A 19,910-nucleotide genomic window follows, 5' to 3' on the forward strand; every position below is an offset into this window, starting at 1 on the left:
CGCCCGCTCCCTCCCGACCGACGGCCCCTCCTCGATCCCCTGCGCCCCGTACCGCGGCGGCACCCGAGGTCCTCCCGCCGCGAAGCGACCGGGTCGCCCAGGCCGCGAGACGCAGCGGTCGGGTGCGCACCGCCCGGACCGCCGCCCGGGTCGTGATCGTGGTCGGAGCGGTGCTGGCCCTGGTCGGCACCGGCACCGTGTGGGGGTACCTCCGGGTCACCAACGGCGGCTTCCGCACCATCGAGGCCGTCGACTCCAACGACAAGAACATCCGCAACAAGGGCGCCCAATACGGCGACCAGACCTACCTGATCGTCGGCACCGACACCCGCGTGGGGAACAACGGCAAGGTCGGGGCGGGCACCACCGCCGACGCCGAGGGCGCCCGCTCGGACACCGTCATCCTCGTCAACGTCCCGGCCAACCGGAGCCGCGTGGTGGCCGTGTCGTTCCCGCGTGACCTGCAGATCGACCGACCCGACTGCGAGAGCTGGGACAACAACACCGCCACCTACGACCCGAACACGATCGTCCCCGCCGAGACCGGCGCCAAGCTCAACACCGCCTACGGCGACGGTGGCCCCAAGTGCGCGGTGAAGGTGATCCAGCAGCTCTCGGGGCTCAACATCAACCACTTCATCGCGATGGACTTCTTCGGGTTCGAGCAGGTGGTGAACAAGCTCGGCGGCGTGCAGGTCTGTTCGCCCACGCCGCTCTACGACTACGAGCTCGGCCAGATCCTGTCGCGGCCGGGAAAGCAGACCGTGAAGGGGCAGCGGGCCCTGAACTACGTCCGCGCCCGCACCGTCGACACCGAGGGCAACGGCGACTACGGCCGCATCAAGCGCCAGCAGCTGTTCATGTCGGCGCTGCTGCGCGGGATGCTCTCGGGCCAGGTGTTGTCGAACCCCGCACGACTCAACGGGATCATCAACACCTTCACCAAATACAGCTACGTCGATGGCATCGACACCGACAGCCTCGTGAACCTCGCACAGTCCCTCGAGGGTCTGCAGGCGGGTCGCGTGACGTTCCTGACGATCCCGACCTCGGGTACCACCACCGACGGGTCGAACAACGAGATCCCGCGCACCGACGACATCAACGCGATCTTCGACGCCATCATCAACGACGATCCCCTGCCCGGCGAGCAGAAGGCGTCGGCCCCGTCGTCGTCCTCGTCGTCGAAGGCGCCGTCGTCGTCTGCGCCGAGCACGACGCCCGCCGCACCCCAGGTCATCACCGCGTCGGCGTTGGCGCCGTCGGCGGTCGGCGTGCGCGTCCTGAACGGGACCGGCACCACCGGGCTCGCGACGCGGGTGTCGGATCAGATGTCGCAGCTGGGCTTCGACGTGCGCGGCGTGGCCGACGCCTCGGAGAACCAGACGCAGACCGTGGTCCGCTACGGGCCCGGTGAGCAGGCCGCGGCCGCGACGGTCGCGTCGATGATCACCGGCGCCGTGATCCAGCCCGACCGGACCGTGAAGTCCGGGGTCGAGGTCCTCCTGGGCAGCGACTACCCCGGGGAGATCGGCGCAGTGCCCACCGCCGGCGAATCGCTGCGGGTGACCGAGAATCCGCGATCCGACGAGGCCGTCGACCTACCCAGCGATCTGTCGGTGACCAACGCCGCCGACACGTCCTGTAGCGGCTGACCGACCGGCAGATCCGCGATCTTCCTGCGCGTTCACCGCGCGTTCACCGCGAGACAACCGTCCGATCCGGGTCTGCCAGTACCCTTGGCACATGCGGAATGCGTACCACGAGCAGATGGCCGAACTGAACGGCATCCTCGGTCACATGTCAGAGCTCGCCGGCGTCGCCATGGAGCGCGCCACGCAGGCACTTCTCCAGGCCGACCTGGCGGTCGCCGAGTCGGTCATCTCCGACCACGAGCAGATCGTGCGGCTCTCCGCACAGGCCGAGGAGCAGGCGTTCGCGCTGCTCGCGCTGCAGGCCCCGGTCGCCGGTGATCTGCGCGCCATCGTCTCCGGATTCCAGATCGTCGCCGACGTCGACCGCATGGGTGCTCTCGCCCTCCACGTCGCGAAGGTCGCGCGTCGTCGCCATCCGAGCAAGGCCCTGCCCGAAGAGGTCAACGGCTACTTCGCCGAGATGGGTCGGCTCGCCGTGCAGATGGCACTCTCGGCCCGCGAGGTGCTCAACAGCCAGGAGCCGACCGACGCCCTGCGTCTGCAGAGTGATGACGACGCCATGGACGACCTGCACCGCCACCTCTTCACGGTCCTCATGGACCGTGACTGGAAGCACGGCGTCGCCGCGGCCGTCGACGTCACCCTCCTCGGCCGCTACTACGAGCGCTTCGCCGACCACGCCGTGCTCATCGGCCGTCGTGTCGTGTTCCAGTCGACCGGCAAGACCCCCGAGCAGTTCGTGGAGGCGCAGCCGCACTGACGTGGTGGCACGCTCGACCTGGTTTTTTGGCACGCTCGGCGGACTTCCGCCGGGCGTGCCCTTCTTTCCGCCGACTGTGCCGAAACATCGCCCCGAACGTGCCGAAGCCCCGGTCCTCGTACAGAGAACCGGGGCTTTGCGCTGAGTTTCAGCCGAGCGATCTAGCCGAAGCGGCCGGAGATGTAGTCCCCTCCGGCGATTCGGCCTCCTTCGTGGTTCGGGTTGTCTAGCCGAATCGGCCGGAGATATAGTCTTCCGTGGCCTTCTGCTCCGGGTTGGAGAACATGGTCTCGGTGTCGTTGATCTCGATGAGCTGTCCGGCCTGGCCGACGCCGGCGAGGTTGAAGAACGCCGTCTGGTCGCTCACACGTGCAGCCTGCTGCATGTTGTGGGTGACGATGACGATCGTGTAGTCCTTCTTGAGCTCGGTGATGAGGTCCTCGATCGCGAGGGTGGAGATGGGGTCGAGGGCCGAACACGGCTCGTCCATCAGCAGGACCTCGGGCGACACAGCGATGGCGCGCGCGATGCACAGACGCTGCTGCTGACCACCGGAGAGGCCGCCGCCGGGCTTGCCCAGGCGGTCCTTGACCTCTTCCCACAGGTTCGCCCCGCGCAGGCTGCGCTCGGCGACCTCGTCGAGCTCCTTCTTGTTCCGCATGCCCTGCAGCTTGAGGCCGGCCACGACGTTGTCGCGGATGGACATGGTGGGGAACGGGTTCGGGCGCTGGAACACCATGCCGATGGTGGAGCGCACGCTCACCGGGTCGACCGAACGGCCGTAGATGTCCTCGCCGTCGAGCAGGACCTTGCCCTCGACGCGGGCGCCGGGGGTGACCTCGTGCATGCGGTTGAGCGTGCGGAGCACCGTCGACTTGCCACAGCCCGACGGGCCGATGAAGGCGGTGATGCAGCGCGGCGGCACCTCGAGCGAGACGTCCTTCACCGCGTGGAACGCGCTGTAGTAGATGTTCAGGTCTTTGATGTCGAGACGCTTTGCCATGTCGGGCTCTTTCGTTCGGGTCGTGCGAATGTCTGTGTGGGCGCAGGTGATCCGGCGGGGACGCCTCAGGCCTTCTTGGGTGCGAACAGGCGCGAGACGAGCTTGGCGCCGAAGTAGATCACGGCGACGATCAGCACCAGGGTGAGGGCGGCACCCCACACCTTGTCGAGTGCGTCGGGGCCGTTGTTGTACTGCTGCACCATCATCAGGGGCAGCGACTGCTGGTTGCCCTCGAACGGGTTGTTGTTGATCGCTCTCGTCGAGCCGACGAGGATGAGCACCGGAGCGGATTCACCCATCACGCGGGCGACGGCGAGCATGACGCCGGTGACGATGCCCGACAACGCCGTCGGCAGCACGATGCTGACGATGGTGCGCCACTTGGGGACACCGAGTGCGTAGGACGCCTCGCGCAGATCCTGCGGGACGATCTTCAGCATCTCCTCGGTGGAGCGCACGACGATCGGGATCATGAGCAGCACCAACGCGAGCGCGACCACGAAGCCCGACCGGGGCAGACCCAGGGTGGTGCGCCACACGGCGTAGATGAACAGGGCCGCGACGATGGACGGCACACCGGAGAGGATGTCGACCATGAAGGTGGTGAAGCGGGCCAGCACCGACTTGTTGCCGTACTCGACGAGGTAGATAGCGACGAAGATGCCCACCGGGATCGAGATGACCGCGGCGAGCAGCGTCTGCTGCAGGGTGCCGATGATCGCGTTGAACGCGCCGCCGTGCAGCTCGTCGAACTGCCACCAGTCGGCCGACAGGATCGGGCTGATGCCCCGGACAATCAGCGTGACCAGCAGCCACACCAGCGGCGCGAGGGCGATCAGCAGTGCCGCCGACACCAGCACCAGGGCCACCTTGTCGGTGACCTTGCGGCGGGCGATGACGGGGGTGAAGCCCGACGGGTCCCGCTTGACCGGGCCGACGCTGGGACTCTCGAGGGTGGCGGTCATGACTTCGCCTTTCCTGCGACGACCGAGCGGGCCGCGGCGTTGACGATGAAGGTCAGCACGAACAGGGTGAGGCCGGCCGAGATGTAGGCGCCGGTCTTGATGGGCGAATCGAACTCGGCGGCGTTGTTCGCGATCTTGGTGGCGAACGTCTCACCGCTCTCCATCAGGTTGAAGTTCAGCGGACCGGCGGTCGAGATGATGAGGAGCAGCGCCATGGTCTCGCCGAGCGCGCGACCGAGGCCGAGCATCGAGCCGCTGATGTAGCCGGAGAAGCCGAAGGGCAGGACCGAGACCTTCACGACCTCCCACTTGGTGGCACCGAGGGCCAGTGCGGCCTCACGATGTCCGATGGGGGTCTGCACGAAGACCTCGCGGGTGACGGCGGTGATGATCGGCAGGATCATCACCGCGAGCACGATGCCCGCGGTCAGCAGGGTGCCACCGGTCGAGAGGTTTGCGACCTGGGTCGGTTCCTTGAAGAACGGCAGGAACGAGAGGTTGTTCACCAGCCAGTTGTCGAGCGGGACCAGCGCGGGACCGAGCACGAGGATGCCCCAGAGGCCGTAGACGATCGACGGCACGGCGGCCAGCAGGTCCACCAGGTAGGTGATGGGACCGACGAGGCGGCGCGGGGCGTACTGCGTGAGGAAGATCGAGATGCCCAGGGCGACCGGCATGGCGAGGATCAGTGCGATCACCGAGACCACGACGGTGGCGTAGAGCAGGTTCAGGATGCCGAACTGCAGGGTGTCACCGGAGGTGACCCAGTCGCCGGAGTAGGTGAAGAAGTTCTCGGTGTTCTTCAGCAGCGCCGGGACGGCCTGGATGACGAGGAACACCGCGATCAGGGCGATGAGCACCGAGATGAAGATGCCCGAACCGACCGAGAGGGTGCGGAAGATCTGATCGCCGAGACGGGTGACCGTGCCCGCGGTCGCCGATCCCGACTTGTCGGCGTTGTCGCCGGTGGGAGGGGGACCGGGAATCGTTCCGGCCATCGGGTCCGGGCCGCTGAGCGAGGAGGTCATGGATCCTTCTGAATCAGCCGTCTGGCCGGCGCGCAGTTCGCCGTGCACTTCGGTCATGAGCAATGTCTCCCAAGTCTCTCAACCAACGTCGCGGGGCCGCAATTGCGCGGCCCCGCGACACCGGGTCATCGATGCCGGCCCGATCGGGCGTGGCAGCGGTCAGCTGAGTGCGTTGACCGTCCCCATCAGGGTGTTCTTGTAGCTGTCGGGCAGGGCGACGTAGCCCAGATCCGACAGGCCTTCCTGACCGTTGTTCAGGATGGAGGTGAACGCCGACTTCAGGATGGCGCCCTTGTTGCCGGTGTAGCCCTTCGAGCAGACGATCTCGTAGGTCGTCAGCAGCAGCGGCCACGCGCCCGCGGTCTTGGTCTCGAACAGCTTGTCCGTGTCGACCTGCAGGTCCTTCGAACCCGGGGTCTTGAACTGCACGCTCTCGAGCGCCTTGCCGGCGGTGTCGGCATCGAGCTTGGTCGCACCCGAACCGAAGTCGAGCTGCGCCAGGCTGAGCTTGTTCTGCTCGGCGAAGCCCCACTCGACGTAGGTGACCGAACCGGGGGTCTTCTTCACGGTGTCGCCGACGCCGGTCGACTTGGCCGCGGCCGAGCCACCCTGACCCTTGAAGGTCTTGTCGTGGGCGTAGGGCCAGTCCGACTTGGCGGTGTCGCCGAGGAAGCGCTGGAAGTTGTCGGTGGTGCCCGAGCTGTCGCTGCGGTGGACCGGGACGATCTTCTCCGACGGCAGGCTCTTGCCCGGGTTGAGCGCGGCGATGGCCGGGTCGTTCCAGGTGGTGATCTTCGAGTCGAAGATCTTCGCGAGCGTGCTCGGGTTGAGGATCAGGTCGTCGACGCCGGACAGGTTGTAGGCGATCGAGACCGGGCCCGCGACGAGCGGGATGTGCCATGCGTCGTTGCCGGCGCAGCGGGTCTTGGCCGAGGCGGCCTCGTCGGTCTTCAGCGCCGAGTCCGAGCCGGCGAAGTCGACGTCGCCGCTGATGAACTTCTTCACGCCGTCACCGGAGCCGCTGCCGGTGTAGTTGAGGACGATGCCGCCGTTGGAGGCGAGCACGTCCTGGAACTTCTCGACGGCCTTCTGCTGGGCGGTCGATCCCTCGCCGCTCACCGACTGGCCACTGAAGCTGTTGTCCGAGCTGGCGTCGCCGCTGCCGGAATCGCTGCCGCCGCCGCTGCACGCCGACAGGGTCAGCGTGGCCGCGACCGCGATACCGACGGCCGCGGTGCCGCTGCGAACAGCCGAGCTCCGATTGAATTTCACTCCAGGGTCCTCCGTTGTGATGTGACAAATGTGTGTGGCTGCCCGAGGGACGTCCGCGCGCACGGTCCAACCGCTCCGCACTCGAATCCGTCGAGTCGACCCGCTTCGAATGCCGCGGTCACCTGGAAAGCTAGGGCTCGGTGGTGGACGAGCAGCCGACGGTGGGTGAACGGACGGTGAATAGATCACCGGTCCACATGGTCGCCGGGCGAACGCTCGGCGTAACTCATTAGTCGAGGTGAGCAACTATTTCGCGGGGTGTGACGCAGCCGCGTGACAGTGCCCACAGACGCGGGGTCGACGAGGGCGGTTCAGGGGGTGATCGGTCGCCCGTAGGCCACGTCGATCGAGTGCCGCGTGAAGCCCAATTTCTCGTAGGTGTGGAGTGCCGCGGCGTTGTCACCCTCGACGTAGAGCTCCACGATCGGCAGTCCGCGTTCCTCGAGATGGATCAACCCCGCGAGGGTGAGCAGCTTGCCGAGACCGCGGCCCTGTGTCCCGGTGTCGACGCCGACGATGTACACCTCGCCGATGCTGGGCTCGGTGTCGGTCGCGGGGTGCACCTTGGTCCAGTGGAACCCGAGCAGGATGTCGGGATCGGCGCGGTCGAACACCAGGAACAGACCCTCGGGATCGAACCAGTCCGACCCGGTCCGTGCAGTGATCTCGTCGATCGACCAGCCGCCCTGCTCGGGATGCCAGTCGAACGCGGCGTTGTTCACGCGCAGGATCTCGGCGTCGTCGCCGGGACCGGCGTAGGTCCGCAGCACGAGATCGTCGGGAACGGTCAACGGCGGCAGAGGATTCTGCGGGTCGCCCAGTGGGCGTCGCATCGACAGCAGTTCGCGCAACGACACCAGGCCGCGCGAGCGTGCCACCGCCTGCGCGGCCGGAAGGTCGCCGTGTGCCCAGGCACGCGAGCCCGGACCGGCCTCCTCGAGGGCGGCGGCGATCAACTCGTCACCGACACCCTGCCCGCGACCGGGCGGGTCGACGACGGCCTCGACCATCGCGGGTTCGTCGTCGCGGCCGGGCGTGATGTTGGCGTATCCGACGAGCGAACCGCCGTCAGACGAGACCACGTGCGTGACGCGGTCGGTGCCGATGGCGGCGAACGCCTGCTCCGACAGTCCGGCGACATCATCGACCGCCTCGGCCTTCTCCGCGATTCGCCGTGCCGCTCGGGCGGTTTCGTCGTCGAGTGCGCCGTGGACGACCGTCGCGCCCGGCTCACGCACCATTGTCGACGAACTCCTGATCGTCGAGATCGGTGTCCTCGGTGAGGTTCTCGAGGTCCTCGACATCGTCGGCGGCCTCGCCACGGCCGCGGCTGCTGGGGCGCACCGCCTTGTACCCGACGTTGCGGACGGTGCCGATCAGCGACTCGTGTTCGGTACCGAGTTTCGCGCGCAGACGGCGCACGTGCACGTCGACGGTGCGCGTGCCACCGAAGAAGTCGTAGCCCCAGACCTCTTGCAGCAGTTGCGCTCTGGTGAAGACCCGACCCGCGTTCTGGGCGAGGTACTTCAGGAGCTCGAAGTCCTTGTAGGTCAGGTCGAGTGGGCGACCCCGCAGGCGCGCGGTGTAGGTGCCCTCGTCGATGACGAGCTCACCCAGCGACACCTTGCCGCTCGACTCCTCGGCCGCCACGCCGCGGGTGCGCACCACCAGCAGGCGCAGTCGGGTGTCGAGTTCGGCCGGACCGGTTCCCGGCAGCAGGAATTCGTCGAGCCCCCATTCCGCATTGACCGCGACCAGCCCGCCCTCGGTGAGCACGGCCACCACGGGAACCGACGACCCGGTGCTGCCCAGCAGTCGACACAGGCCCCGCGCGGCGGCGAGGTCGGTGCGGGCGTCGACGATGGCGACGTCGGCGTTGCCGGCCTCCATCAACGACGAGACCTCGGTCGGCACCACGCGGACGGTGTGCGCCAACAGCGACAACGACGGCAGAACGGACTCAGGGGTGGGATCGGCGGTCAGCAGCAGGAGATCCACTAAACGCTCCGATCGAGACGGGTTCAGATGTGTACGCCGCTTTACGGGCGTGTGCGAGTCAGATGACAGAATAACCGCAAACAGGCCGCAGCCTGTGATCAGCCGTTGATGCGGGGGACCGTGATGCGCAAGGCGCTTGTCTGTCTAGCGGTTGCGCTCGTCGTCCTCGCGGTCGGAGCGCTCGCCGTCGACACGGGTTTCGCCATCAATGCCGAGCGCAGTTTTGCGCGATCGCTGCCGAATGTCGCCGACGGCGAGAACGGCGTACCGCACCTCCCCTACGAGCCCGAGGTCACCATCTCCGGCTTCCCCGCGATACCGCACATCCTCGACGGGCACTACCCGGCCATCGGCATCACCGCCCGCGCCGTCGATCTGTCCCCGACCGTCACCTTCGCCGATGGGACCCAGACCCGCCACCCCCGTTCGTGCGCGCCTGATGATCCCTGCCACGCCGATGTGCGAGCCCGTCTGACCGACGTCCGCGTCAGCATGAAAGGCCGATCGCTCACCCGACCCTTCTCGCAGTGGGCCGGTCTGAAGGTGGCGAAGGCCCACACGTCGACGACCCTCGATTCGGTCGCCGTCGGCCGACTTCTCGGGATCAGGGACCTCACCGTGAGCACGCCGGCACCACGCGGCACCGCAGGTGGCGGCGGGCCGCAGGACGGACTCCTGTCTCGGACGTCGGGAATCGTGCTGACCGGCACCGTCCAGACCTCATCCCCTGATGAACGAGACGTGAAGGTCAGCGTCACCGTCGATCTGGCAGCACGCGGCACAGCGCTGCGGATCACCGCCACGGGCTTCTACGACGGACCCGAGGAGCACTCGACAGCGGACCTCACACCGGACGAGGCGAAGCGTGTCCTCGGCAGATTCTCGGCGACGATCGGCGGAATCCCGATGGCGTGGGGCGCGACGGCCACGTCGGCCCGTAGCAGCGGCAGCGATCTGATGATCGAAGGGACACCCGACCCCGAGTACGTTCGGTCGCCGTCGCTGTTCCTCAGTCAGGCGGGCGACGTCTTCTTCATGTACACCGATGCCCTGCCCCGATGAGGCGCTGGTCAGGTGGTCGGGACAGCTTTGTTACCCTCGGCCCATGTTGACGCGTCGTGAGTTCCTGCTCACCCGCCGCCGTGCGATCGACTTCTGTCGTTCCGCCACCTGCCGCTGTCGATAGTCGGGTCCGTCGCGCTCCCGCGCGTCCCCGGCGTCTCGACGCGTCCGCATTCGCACCTCCCGCCGCACGCACCCTTCATCTCTGCCTGTGTGCTGCGACCCCTCATCACGACACCCCGCATCACGTTCTCCAACGAAAGGAACACCATGGCTCGCTCCGATGTCCTGGTCAGCGCCGACTGGGCTGAGCAGAACCTGAACGCCGACAAGACCGTCTTCATCGAGGTCGACGAGGACGCCACCGCCTACGACGGCGGGCACATCGCCGGCGCGATCAAGCTCGACTGGAAAGCCGACCTGCAGGATCAGGTCCGTCGCGACTTCCTCAACCAGGAGCAGTTCTCCGACCTGCTGTCGGCGCGCGGCGTCGCCAACGACGACACCGTCATCCTCTACGGCGGCAACAACAACTGGTTCGCCGCGTACGCGTTCTGGTACTTCAAGCTGTACGGGCACAAGGACGTTCGCCTGCTCGACGGTGGTCGCAAGAAGTGGGAGCTCGACGGACGCCCGCTGAGCACCGACGCCGTGTCGCGTGAGGCCACCTCCTACAAGGCGGAGTCGCCCGATCTGTCGATCCGCGCCTTCCGTGACGAGGTCCTCGACGCCATCGGCACCAAGAACCTCCTCGACATCCGTTCGCCTGACGAGTACTCGGGCAAGATCCTCGCGCCGGCACACCTCCCGCAGGAGCAGAGCCAGCGTCCCGGCCACATCCCCGGCGCGGTCAACGTCCCGTGGAGCAAGGCGGCCAACGAGGACGGCACCTTCAAGTCCGACGAGGAACTGAAGGAGCTGTACGACGGTGTCGGCATCGACCCGTCGAAGGGCACCATCGCGTACTGCCGCATCGGCGAGCGGTCGTCGCACAGCTGGTTCGCACTGACCCAGCTGCTCGGCTACGACAACGTGAAGAACTACGACGGCAGCTGGACCGAGTACGGCTCCTTGGTCGGCGCCCCCATCGAGCTGGGAGAGCAGTAAGCATGTGTTCCGCACCGAAACAGGGTCAGAAGTTGCCGGCCGGCGTCGATGTCGAGAAGGAGACCGTGATCACCGGTCAGGTCCTCGGCGCCGACGGGTCGCCGGTGGGCGGCGCCTACGTGCGTCTGCTCGACGGCACCGGCGAGTTCACCGCCGAGGTCGTGTCCAGTGGAACCGGTGACTTCCGGTTCTTCGCCGCACCCGGCACCTGGACGCTGCGTGCGCTCTCGTCGCAGGGCAACGGCGAGGCCACCATCAGCCCCGACGGCACCGGCATCTTCGATCAGGACGTGACCATCGCGTCGTAGTCCCGACCGGTCCGCGATCGCCCCCGCCGAGGTTTCGGTGGGGGCGATCGTCGTCTCGGAGCCGCGCACGTAGAATCGACTCCGTGGTCATCTTCTTCGAGATACTCCTGGTTCTGGCGACGATCGCGATCGTCTGGTTCGGCCTGTACACCCTGTACCGCCTGATCAACGACGAGTCGTGACCTCGGGCGCCCCCGAACCCACCCCCGACGAGCCCGGGAAGACCATCGCGGGCAACGAGGCGATAGCGCACGCCGAGGAACGCGCGGCGCGCACCGCCGACAAGAACATCTCCACCCTGCCGGGACTCCCTCTCCCCGAGGACACCGCGAATCTGCGTCAGGGTCCCGACCTGCATCCCGGACTGCTCGGCCTGCTCCCCCTCGTGGGTGTGTGGCGCGGCCTCGGTGAGGGCAACGACCCCGTCCACGGTGACTTCCACTTCGGTCAGCAGGTCGTCATCAGCCACAGTGGTGAGAACTTCCTGATGTGGGAGTCGCGGTCGTGGATCGTCGACCCCGATGCCCGCTACCTCGAACCTGGTCTGCGTGAGACCGGCTATTGGCGGATCAGCGGCCCCGATTCCGACGAGACCATCGAGTTCCTGCTCACCCACGCCGAGGGCTGGATCGAGCTGTTCTACGGCAAACCGCTGAACCAGACCTCGTGGGAGCTCGTCACCGACGTCGTCATCACCTCGGCGTCGGGTACCGAGAACGGTCTGAAGATCGGCGGCGCGAAGCGACTCTACGGTCTCGTCGAGGACGGCGATCTCGCCTACGTCGAAGAGCGGGTCGACGCCGACGGCGACCTGGTGCCACGGCTGTCGGCGAAGCTCAGTCGCCACATCGGCTGACCGCGCCGTCGCGCGGGCGATGTGTGCATCTGCCCGCGTGTCCGACCATGGATGGATGCGCGAACGGGCGGCTGGTGCGAAGCTGTTGTCCATGATGATCGCCAGCGCCAACATCCCGGGAGAGCGAGAAACGCTCATCGAGATCTACGGCGACCAACGCACCAATCTCCTGATCGCCATCGACGGCGTCTCCGAGGCCGACGCGCGCCGTGCCGCCGCCGTCGGTGAGCTCACCCTCGGCGGGCTCGTGAAGCACCTGACGATCATGGAGCAGTACTGGATCACCACGGTGACCGAGGCCGATCCGGACGCCGAGTTCGATGTCGAGGCCGCCGCCGACGCCTACCGCCTCACCGACGACGAGTCCTTCGCCGACTGGGTCGACGCCTACCGCAAGCAGGCGCAGCTCACCGACGAGTTCATCGCGACCGTCGCCGATCTCGATGCGCTCATCCCGATCCCGACCGCGCCGTGGGCGCCGGTGCGCCAACACCACACCGTGCGGCGCATCCTGCTGCACCTGTTCCGCGAGACGGCACACCACAGCGGCCACGCCGACCTCATCCGCGAGGCGATCGACGGTCAGAGCACCACCGCGACGATGGCGCGCGACGCCATTCGCAGCTTCGAACACGGCTGACACCCCGGCTCGTATCTGCCCCGGCTCGTTCACACCCCAGACATGGAACGACCCCCGCACCGCTCGATGAGAGCCTGGCCTGTCAGGACGTGACAGGGGTGCGGGGGCCGGGTGACCACCGTGGATTCGCTGAGCAGCGGCGCCGCTGGGCAAACCCGGGCAGCACACCACCTAGCTGATGGTCACCTCACGTGTCCATATGTCATTCAACTGCAGACCACCTCCTTCCTCGTGTACAGCCGAAGTTACGCCGGGATCGCAGGGTGTGCAACGGATTAACCGGTCGAGGTCGATGACGCGGTCGGCCGCGGTGTCGTCGGGCAGTGTGTGGGTCGCGACGATCACGGTGCGGTCCGGATCGACGAGCCCGCTGCGTCGGTCGAGCAGCTCGCGGTGCAGGCGATCGGACTCGTCGCGGTCGAGGTGCTCACACGGTTCGTCGAGCAGCACGATCGGCGCGGCGTTGATGGGCGCACGCGCGAGCAGCAGGCGCCGTCGTTGCCCGGCGCTGACCGCGTCGACGCCGCTGTCGAGGACGGTGTCGAGTCCCTCGGGGAGGCCGCCGACCCAGTCGCGCAGGCCGACCGACGCCAGCGCGGCGGTGATCTCCGTGTCGTCGGCGTCGCCGCGCGACACCAGCAGGTTCTCGAGCACCGTTGTCGCGAACAGGTGCGCATCCTCACCGAAGTAACGCACGGCCTGCGCCGGGGTCGCCGCCCCGGAGATGCGCACCTCGCCCGCCCGCGGCGGCAGAAGCCCCGCGAGGGTCAGCAGCAACGCGGTCTTGCCCGATCCGCTGGCCCCGACGACGGCGATCCGCTCCCCCGCCCTGATCGCGGCCAGGGCATCGACCGGACCGCGCGCGGACGCGTCGGTGTGTCCCCAGCGCAGTCCGTCCACAACGAGGTCGGCACGGGTCGGCATCGCTGCGCGCTGCTCCTCCGTCGTGGACGGGGGCGTGGCGACCGTCGCGTCGATCCCGGTTCCGTCGAGGAGTGTGAGCACCCGCCGGGCGGCACCGCGGCTGCGTTGCAGTTGCCGGGCGGCATCGAGCAGACCACCCGCGGCCTCGAATGCGCTGAGCGGCAGAAGGATCAAGACACCGAGGGTGGTCGAGTCGACGCGGCCGCTCAGCCCGATCGCCAGCAGGCACGCGATCACCGCGACCGCACCGGTCGCCGCGGGCATCACCCCGGCGGCCCAGGCCTGCACGCGCATACCCCGGTCGGCAGCCGCGGTCGCCCGACGCGCCGCGGCACGGGCATCGGCGAGGAGTTGATCGCGACGGCCCGCGACCTCGAGTTCGGGCGCGTGCCACAGCACCGTCGCGGTGATGTCGAGCACCTCGCCGCGCGCGGCACGGTCGTCGGCGTCGGCGCGTACCGTCCCGGCCGCGGCCGCCCGCGGGGCCACCACCGCGACCAGCAGCCACGCGATCGCGGTGGCGAGGCCCGCCCAGGGCGACACCAGTGCCATCACCACCACCGCGATCAGCCCGGTCACCGCAGCCGAGCCGATGGGGATGAGCCCACGGATGAGCGCGTTGCCGATCTCGTCGATGTCGTCGCCGGCGCGACCCACGATCTCCGACCGCTTCACCGACAGTGGATGCGCGGCGTCGCCGGTCGCCAGCGCACCGAACATGCGGGCGCGTGCGGTCGCCATGGCGTCGAGCGCGAGGTCGTGGGTGGCGAGGCGTTCGAGGTAGCGCAGCAGCGCGCGTGAGATGCCCAGGGCCCGCACCGATGTGACCGCGATCGACAACGCCAGCACCGGCGGCATCTGCCAGGCGCGCGTGATCAGCCACGCCGAGAGCGCGGCGAGCGCGAGGGCGCTGAGCGATGCGCCGACGCCGAGCAGCAGCGAGCGGGCGACCGGGCGGGGTCGCACACCGAGCAGACGCATCGACCACACGAGGGGGTCACGCATCGACTCGGCCTCTCGCATCCACGCCGAGATCGACGACGGTGTCGGCGGCGGCGAGCACGGCGGGGCGGTGGCTCACCACGATCACCGTCGCACCCTCCCGGGCCCGCGCACGGACGGCGCGCATCACCGTCGCCTCCGACTCGACGTCGAGGTGGGCGGTCGGTTCGTCGAGCAGCAGGACCGGCGCCGGTGACGCCAGCACCCGCGTCAGCGCGAGCCGTTGACGCTGACCCGCCGACAGTCCGGCGCCGCCGTTGCCGATCCTCGCCTCGAGACCACCGATCTCGGCGAGCACGGTGTCGAAGCCGACAGCGGCGGCGGTACGCGTGATGGTGTCGTCGGACCGGGTCCCGAACAGCGCGAGGTTCTCCGCGACGGTTCCGGGCACCATCACCGGCGGCTCGGCCAGCCAGGCCACCTCGCCGGCCCTGCGCACGACTCCCTCGTCGGGCTCGACGAGTCCCGCGATCACCTGCAGCGCCGTCGTCTTCCCCGATCCGTTGGGTCCGGTCAGCACGGTGACGGTCCCGGGAGCGCAACGGGCGTCGAGATGGCGGGGTGCCCAGCCGTCGCGGTCGACGACACCCACGTCGCGCACCTCCACCCCCGCCGCCCGGGCCGTCGCTTCCCTCGGTGGGGCCGTCATTCGAACCGATGGCGTGTCGACGAGGTCGAGCACGTTGTCGGCGGCGGCACGGCCGGCCTCGGAGTTGTGGAACTGCGCACCCACCGACCGCAGCGGCAGATAGACCTCGGGCGCGAGGATCAGCGCGAGGACGCCCGCCTGCAAGGACATGTCGCCGAAGACGAGGCGCAACCCGACACCGACGGCGACGAGCGCCACGCACAGCGTCGCGAGGAGTTCGAGGACACCGCCGGAGAGGAATGCGATCCGCAGGGCGGCCATGGTGCTGCGACGGCTCCGCTGGCCCAGTGCGGCAACGCGTCCCACCGGTTCCGACGCACGGTGCAGCGCACGCAGGGTCCCGATGCCCGCGACGAGGTCGAGCATCTGCGCGCCCTGGGCGGCGGTCGCGTCGAGGCGGGCACGGGTCCGCTCGCGGGTCATCAGTCCGATCAGGATCATGAAGACCGGGATGAGCGGCAGGGTCACGATCACCACGATCGCCGAGGTCAGGTCGGTCAGTGCCATCACGACGATGACCGCGGGCGTGACCGTCGCCGACAGCACCAGGGCGGGCACGAACGAGGTCAGGTACGGACCGAGGGCGTCGAGTCCGGTGGTGAGGGTGGTGATCAGTTCGCCACGCATCCGGTGCAGGGTGCGCGGCGTGGTCTGCGCGGGGTCGGTGGCCGCGCGCAGCCCCGCATCCCGCAGTTGCGCGATGACCTCGTCGGACGCGCGGTGCGCGTACCGGTCGCCGAGGACGGTCGCGACGACCCTGACCCCGACGGCCGCCGCCAGGACAGCGATGTGACCGCCCTGGGCGTGCAACGACCGCGCCGTCGGGTCGGTGACCACCTCGGCGAGGATCGTCGCGATCATCACCGCACCGACGATGACGGTCGCGGCGGTCACGATGCCCATTGCCGACGTCACCGCGATGTGGGCGCGGGCGGCGGGCGACCGCCGGAGCAACCGTGGGTCGATCGGACCGCGCCGGGCGGCGGTCATCGGCCCGGGGTGCGCAGTGCGAGCCCGATGGGCGCGGGGATGTGCGCGGTCGAGATGCGTTGTCGGAACACCCAGTAGGTCCATGCCTGGTAGCCGATGACGACCGGGAGCACGGCCAGCGACGCCCAGCTGATGACGGTGAGCGTGTAGTGGCTCGACGCGGTGTTGGCGATCGTGAGATCGAAGGCGGGACCGACGGTCGAGGGGATGACGGCCGACCACAGCGCCGAGAACAGCATCACCACGTGCGCGACGATGGCGACGCTCGTCGTCGCGAACGCCGTCCACTCGCGACCGGCCGTGGTGGCCGCGACGGTGGCGAGGGTGGCCAGGGCGAGCACCGCGACGACCACCGGCGTGCCGTGGTCGATCCACGTCCACAACCCGAACGCGATGGTGATCACGGCGGCGGGGACGGCGAGCCGACGCGCGGCGCGCATCGCGTCGCCTCGCATGGGTCCCGCGGTCTTCAGCGACAGGAACACCGCACCGTGGGTGGCGAACAGCGCAGTCGTGGCCACGCCCCCGAGCAATGCGTAGGGGTGCAGCAGGTCCGCGACACCGCCGACGAAGCGTGCACCGGCGCCGATCGGCAGGCCGTGCACCAGGTTCGCCAACGCCATGCCCCACAGGAAGGCCGGCAGCCACGACCCCAGCCCGATGCCGACGTCGCACCACCGACGCCACCGCGGGTCGTCGATCTTGCCGCGCCATTCGATGGCCACCACGCGGGCGATGAGGCCCACGAGCAGCAGCAGCATCGGGAGGTACATCGCGCTGAGCATGGTGGCGTACCAGCCCGGGAATGCGGCGAACAGCGCGCCGACCGCGGTGATGATCCAGACCTCGTTGCCGTCCCACACCGGGCCGATGGTGTTGAGCAGCACGCGACGTCGGGTGTCGGCGTCGGCCGGGGTCTCGCCGCGGCGTCGTCCGAGGATCGGCATGAGCATGCCGACGCCGAAGTCGAATCCTTCGAGCAGGAAGTAGCCGGCGAACAGCACCGCGATGACGATGAACCAGATCTCGGGGAGAGTCATGGCGATCTCCTAGTAGGCGAACGAGAGTCGTTCGGAGGCGGCGTGATCCGCGCTGTCGTCGTGGGTGTCGTCGTCGGTGCCCGGCGGGTGGGCGTCGTGGTCGAGCGGCCCCTCGATCACGTATCGGCGGATGAGGCCGAACCACACCACGGCGAGGACGCCGTAGATCACCGTGAACGTGATGAGCGAGGCGAGCACCGCACCCACACTGTTCGCCGACACACCCTGGGCGACGGTGAGGTGGATGCCGGGGTCGCCGGTCGGGTTGGGCACCACCACCCACGGTTGACGACCCATCTCGGTGAACACCCAGCCGGAACTGTTGGCCAGGAACGGCGTCGGGATCGCGGCGATCGCGAGGCGGCCCAACCAGCGCGCTTCGGGGACTCGGCCCTTGCGGGTGAACCACAGTCCGGCCAGCGCCAGCAGCGCTGATCCGCCCGCCCAACCGATCATCGCGCGGAAGGCCCAGTAGGTCACGAACAGGTTGGGTCGGTAGTCCCCGGGCCCCACGGTCTCGGCGTAGTGCTGCTGCATCTCGGCGACGCCGGGCAGTGTCGCGTCGAAGGTGTTGGTGGCGAGGAACGACGTCAGGTTCGGCAGCTCGATCACGCGGGTGATGGAGTCGCAGTTGTTGTGGGTGCCGATGGTGAGCACGGAGAACGAGGCGCCGGTCTCGGTGTGGCACAACGATTCGGCCGAGGCCATCTTCATGGGCTGCTGTTCGAACATGAGCTTGCCCTGGACGTCGCCGGTGATCGCCAGGGCCACACCGGACATGACGATGACCCACAGGGCGAACCGCGTGACGGGTCGGTACAGGGTGCGTGCGTCGCGGTCCAGGGTGGCCGCGAGCTCGACATCGCTGGTCGCGGTGGCGCGCCGCCGGTTGCGGATCATCCACCACAGCCCGATGCCCGCCACGAAGGTGCCCGCGGTGAGGAACGATCCGGCGACGGCGTGCGGAAAGGCGGCCAGCGTGGTGTTGTTGGTCATCACCGCCCAGAAGTCGGTCAGCTCAGGGCGTTTCGTCTCCGGGTTGAGCCGGGCGCCGACCGGGTGCTGCATCCACGAGTTCGCCGCGATGATGAAGTAGGCCGAGGCGTTGACGCCGATCGCGACCAGCCAGATGCAGGCGAGGTGCACCTTCTTCGGCAGGCGTTGCCACCCGAAGATCCAGAGTCCGAGGAACGTCGACTCGAGGAAGAACGCGACGAGTCCCTCAAGCGCGAGAGGTGCGCCGAAGACGTCGCCGACGTAGCGGCTGTACTCGCTCCAGTTCATCCCGAACTGGAACTCCTGCACGATGCCCGTCGCGATGCCCAGGGCGAAGTTGATGAGGAAGAGCTTCCCGAAGAACTTGGTGGCGCGGTACCACTGCTCGTTGCCGGTGACGGTCCACACCGTCTGCATCACCGCGATCATCGGCGCGAGTCCGATGGTGAGCGGTACGAGGATGAAGTGATAGACGGTCGTGATGCCGAACTGCCATCGGGAGATGTCCAGGGCGTTCATGGTCGACCTCGCTGTCGTCTAGCACTACTACTGTTCGTAGTACTACAGCCGAAAGTAGACCGAATCGGACAGGGAAGCGAGAGGTCAGCGGTGTCTCGTGCGCCACACGGGGACGACGGACACCCTCCGGTGAGGTCAGTCCTCGATGGCGCGATCGACGAGCGCGGAGAACTCCGCGGCGCGGGCCGGCACGGGCATCTCGTAGCCGTTGAGGGTGACGACACGGGCCGCGAGGGTGATCGACGACAGCAGCCACACTCCGTCGGCCGCGATGAGATCCGCGGTGCGCAGCGAGCGGGTCTCGGTGACGAAACCCTCCTTCTCGGCGAGCGCGAACAGCGCCTGCTGGGTGGTGCCGTGCAGGATGCCGTACTCCGGGGGCACCGTCACGAGGGTGTCGCCGAAGAGCGCGATCACGGTCGACCGCGGGCTCTCCAACACCTCGCCCTCGCTGCTGACGTAGATGACGTCCTCGGCGCCCTGGGCCGCGGCGTGCCGCTGGGCCGCCATGTTGGTGGCGTAACTCAGGGTCTTCGCGCCGATCAGCTGCCACGGCGCGTACGAGGCCAGGTCGATGGAGTAGCCGCGGTCGAGAGTGATCACCGACGTCCCGTTCTCGCGCGCCGAGGCGACGCGGTCGGCCACCGGGCCGACGGTGAGATACGCGGTCGCCTCGTTGGATTCACGGCTGATGCCCGTCTCGGCGCCGTCGCGGGGTCCCGGGGCACCCACCGGGGCGCTCTCGCGGCCGCGGGAGTAGACCAGGCGCATCACGCCCTCGGTGTCTTTCCCGTTCTCCTCCGCCCACACCCGCGCGCCGGTCGTGATCGCCGACCGCCACTGGCCCGCGTCGGGCTCGGGCAGATCGAGCAGCGATGCGCTGCGGGCCAGCCGCTCGAGGTGCAGTCCCACCAACCGGGCGGTCCCCGACCGCACCAGCAGCGTCTCGAACACCCCGTCGCCGCGCACCGCGGCGAGGTCGTCGGCGTGCAGGTAGGGCACGTCCGGATCGAGAACTGCACCGTCATAGGTCACCAGGATCGGATGCGGCATGGCGATCAGAGTAGCGGGTGCTCGTACGATGGAACCGTGACCGACCGCAACGGTGACGCCCCCGTCACCTCGACCCCCATCCT

The 19,910-nt window shown here is 68.4% G+C and carries 18 protein-coding genes; 7 read left to right on the plus strand and 11 right to left on the minus strand.

Annotated features, from left to right (window positions below; translation table 11 throughout):
* Together TU34_RS17845 and phoU are read left to right on the plus strand one after the other, a co-directional pair.
* The coding region (locus tag TU34_RS17845) for an LCP family protein (protein WP_150116589.1) at positions 1-1,655 on the plus strand (1,655 nt) is incomplete at its 5' end.
* Between the two features lie 91 nt (positions 1,656-1,746).
* Positions 1,747-2,415 (plus strand): phosphate signaling complex protein PhoU, encoded by a 669-nt coding sequence (phoU, locus tag TU34_RS17850; RefSeq protein ID WP_045824264.1) that lies wholly within the window; start codon positions 1,747-1,749, stop codon positions 2,413-2,415.
* A 226-nt stretch (positions 2,416-2,641) separates the two neighbouring features.
* On the opposite strand, the gene pstB is transcribed toward phoU, so the two are convergent.
* The 6 genes from pstB to TU34_RS17880 all read right to left on the minus strand — a co-directional run bounded on the left by pstB (position 2,642) and on the right by TU34_RS17880 (position 8,681).
* Complete coding sequence (gene pstB / locus TU34_RS17855) at positions 2,642-3,418, minus strand: phosphate ABC transporter ATP-binding protein PstB (protein ID WP_045824265.1); 777 nt, start codon at positions 3,416-3,418, stop codon at positions 2,642-2,644.
* Positions 3,419-3,483: 65 nt separating this feature from the next.
* A complete protein-coding gene (gene pstA / locus TU34_RS17860) occupies positions 3,484-4,383 on the minus strand; it encodes a phosphate ABC transporter permease PstA (protein WP_045824266.1) in 900 nt (299 codons plus the stop codon).
* On the minus strand, positions 4,380-5,411 hold the full coding sequence (gene pstC, locus TU34_RS17865) for a phosphate ABC transporter permease subunit PstC (protein ID WP_045824279.1): 1,032 nt from the start codon (positions 5,409-5,411) through the stop codon (positions 4,380-4,382). The genes pstA and pstC overlap by 4 nt, the downstream gene beginning before the upstream one ends.
* A gap of 159 nt (positions 5,412-5,570) precedes the next feature.
* Positions 5,571-6,683, minus strand: a complete 1,113-nt coding sequence (gene pstS, locus TU34_RS17870) for a phosphate ABC transporter substrate-binding protein PstS (protein ID WP_052689031.1) — start codon at positions 6,681-6,683, stop codon at positions 5,571-5,573.
* A gap of 311 nt (positions 6,684-6,994) precedes the next feature.
* Positions 6,995-7,924 carry a mycothiol synthase gene (gene mshD / locus TU34_RS17875; protein WP_045824267.1) on the minus strand — a complete coding sequence of 310 codons (930 nt, stop codon included), beginning with the start codon at positions 7,922-7,924 and terminating at the stop codon, positions 6,995-6,997.
* The gene (locus TU34_RS17880; protein ID WP_045824268.1) at positions 7,914-8,681 is read right to left on the minus strand and encodes a winged helix-turn-helix transcriptional regulator; all 768 of its coding nucleotides are present in this window, start codon (positions 8,679-8,681) and stop codon (positions 7,914-7,916) included. The genes mshD and TU34_RS17880 overlap by 11 nt, the downstream gene beginning before the upstream one ends.
* 123 nt (positions 8,682-8,804) lie before the next feature.
* Here TU34_RS17880 and TU34_RS17885 point away from each other — a divergent pair, with 123 nt between their 5' ends.
* From TU34_RS17885 to TU34_RS17910, 5 genes are all read left to right on the plus strand, one after another.
* Positions 8,805-9,743 (plus strand): LmeA family phospholipid-binding protein, encoded by a 939-nt coding sequence (locus TU34_RS17885; protein WP_052689032.1) that lies wholly within the window; start codon positions 8,805-8,807, stop codon positions 9,741-9,743.
* A gap of 270 nt (positions 9,744-10,013) precedes the next feature.
* Positions 10,014-10,850: a sulfurtransferase gene (locus TU34_RS17890; protein ID WP_045824270.1), complete on the plus strand. Its 837-nt coding sequence runs from the start codon at positions 10,014-10,016 to the stop codon at positions 10,848-10,850.
* Positions 10,851-10,852: 2 nt separating this feature from the next.
* On the plus strand, positions 10,853-11,158 hold the full coding sequence (locus TU34_RS17895) for a DUF1416 domain-containing protein (RefSeq protein ID WP_045824271.1): 306 nt from the start codon (positions 10,853-10,855) through the stop codon (positions 11,156-11,158).
* Between the two features lie 178 nt (positions 11,159-11,336).
* Entirely contained in the window at positions 11,337-12,014 is a 678-nt protein-coding gene (locus TU34_RS17905; RefSeq protein ID WP_045824273.1) for a heme-binding beta-barrel domain-containing protein, read from the plus strand.
* Between the two features lie 91 nt (positions 12,015-12,105).
* The gene (locus TU34_RS17910; RefSeq protein WP_238981374.1) at positions 12,106-12,654 is read left to right on the plus strand and encodes a DinB family protein; all 549 of its coding nucleotides are present in this window, start codon (positions 12,106-12,108) and stop codon (positions 12,652-12,654) included.
* 171 nt (positions 12,655-12,825) lie between these two features.
* Here TU34_RS17910 and cydC read toward each other — a convergent pair whose 3' ends face one another.
* From cydC to TU34_RS17935, 5 genes are all read right to left on the minus strand, one after another.
* A complete protein-coding gene (gene cydC, locus TU34_RS17915) occupies positions 12,826-14,583 on the minus strand; it encodes a thiol reductant ABC exporter subunit CydC (RefSeq protein ID WP_082080409.1) in 1,758 nt (585 codons plus the stop codon).
* Positions 14,576-16,219: a thiol reductant ABC exporter subunit CydD gene (cydD, locus tag TU34_RS17920; RefSeq protein ID WP_045824274.1), complete on the minus strand. Its 1,644-nt coding sequence runs from the start codon at positions 16,217-16,219 to the stop codon at positions 14,576-14,578. The genes cydC and cydD overlap by 8 nt, the downstream gene beginning before the upstream one ends.
* Entirely contained in the window at positions 16,216-17,259 is a 1,044-nt protein-coding gene (gene cydB / locus TU34_RS17925; protein ID WP_045824275.1) for a cytochrome d ubiquinol oxidase subunit II, read from the minus strand. The genes cydD and cydB overlap by 4 nt, the downstream gene beginning before the upstream one ends.
* Positions 17,260-17,268: 9 nt before the next feature.
* Positions 17,269-18,774, minus strand: a complete 1,506-nt coding sequence (locus TU34_RS17930; protein WP_045824276.1) for a cytochrome ubiquinol oxidase subunit I — start codon at positions 18,772-18,774, stop codon at positions 17,269-17,271.
* A 135-nt stretch (positions 18,775-18,909) separates the two neighbouring features.
* A complete protein-coding gene (locus TU34_RS17935; protein ID WP_045824277.1) occupies positions 18,910-19,827 on the minus strand; it encodes an aminodeoxychorismate lyase in 918 nt (305 codons plus the stop codon).
* Positions 19,828-19,910 lie beyond the last annotated feature (83 nt).

This window comes from Williamsia herbipolensis (assembly GCF_000964005.1).
GTDB classification, from domain to species: Bacteria; Actinomycetota; Actinomycetes; order Mycobacteriales; family Mycobacteriaceae; genus Williamsia_A; species Williamsia_A herbipolensis.

Bases quoted from the DNA above. Each gene is read 5' to 3' on its own strand.
- phoU (WP_045824264.1), top strand. From the start codon at position 1,747: ATGCGGAATGCGTACCACGAGCAGATGGCCGAACTGAACGGCATCCTC.
- pstB (WP_045824265.1), bottom strand. From the start codon at position 3,418: ATGGCAAAGCGTCTCGACATCAAAGACCTGAACATCTACTACAGCGCG.
- pstA (WP_045824266.1), bottom strand. From the start codon at position 4,383: ATGACCGCCACCCTCGAGAGTCCCAGCGTCGGCCCGGTCAAGCGGGAC.
- pstC (WP_045824279.1), bottom strand. From the start codon at position 5,411: ATGACCTCCTCGCTCAGCGGCCCGGACCCGATGGCCGGAACGATTCCC.
- mshD (WP_045824267.1), bottom strand. From the start codon at position 7,924: ATGGTGCGTGAGCCGGGCGCGACGGTCGTCCACGGCGCACTCGACGAC.
- TU34_RS17885 (WP_052689032.1), top strand. From the start codon at position 8,805: ATGCGCAAGGCGCTTGTCTGTCTAGCGGTTGCGCTCGTCGTCCTCGCG.
- TU34_RS17890 (WP_045824270.1), top strand. From the start codon at position 10,014: ATGGCTCGCTCCGATGTCCTGGTCAGCGCCGACTGGGCTGAGCAGAAC.
- TU34_RS17895 (WP_045824271.1), top strand. From the start codon at position 10,853: ATGTGTTCCGCACCGAAACAGGGTCAGAAGTTGCCGGCCGGCGTCGAT.
- TU34_RS17910 (WP_238981374.1), top strand. From the start codon at position 12,106: ATGATGATCGCCAGCGCCAACATCCCGGGAGAGCGAGAAACGCTCATC.
- cydC (WP_082080409.1), bottom strand. From the start codon at position 14,583: ATGCGTGACCCCCTCGTGTGGTCGATGCGTCTGCTCGGTGTGCGACCC.
- cydD (WP_045824274.1), bottom strand. From the start codon at position 16,219: ATGACCGCCGCCCGGCGCGGTCCGATCGACCCACGGTTGCTCCGGCGG.
- cydB (WP_045824275.1), bottom strand. From the start codon at position 17,259: ATGACTCTCCCCGAGATCTGGTTCATCGTCATCGCGGTGCTGTTCGCC.
- TU34_RS17930 (WP_045824276.1), bottom strand. From the start codon at position 18,774: ATGAACGCCCTGGACATCTCCCGATGGCAGTTCGGCATCACGACCGTC.
- TU34_RS17935 (WP_045824277.1), bottom strand. From the start codon at position 19,827: ATGCCGCATCCGATCCTGGTGACCTATGACGGTGCAGTTCTCGATCCG.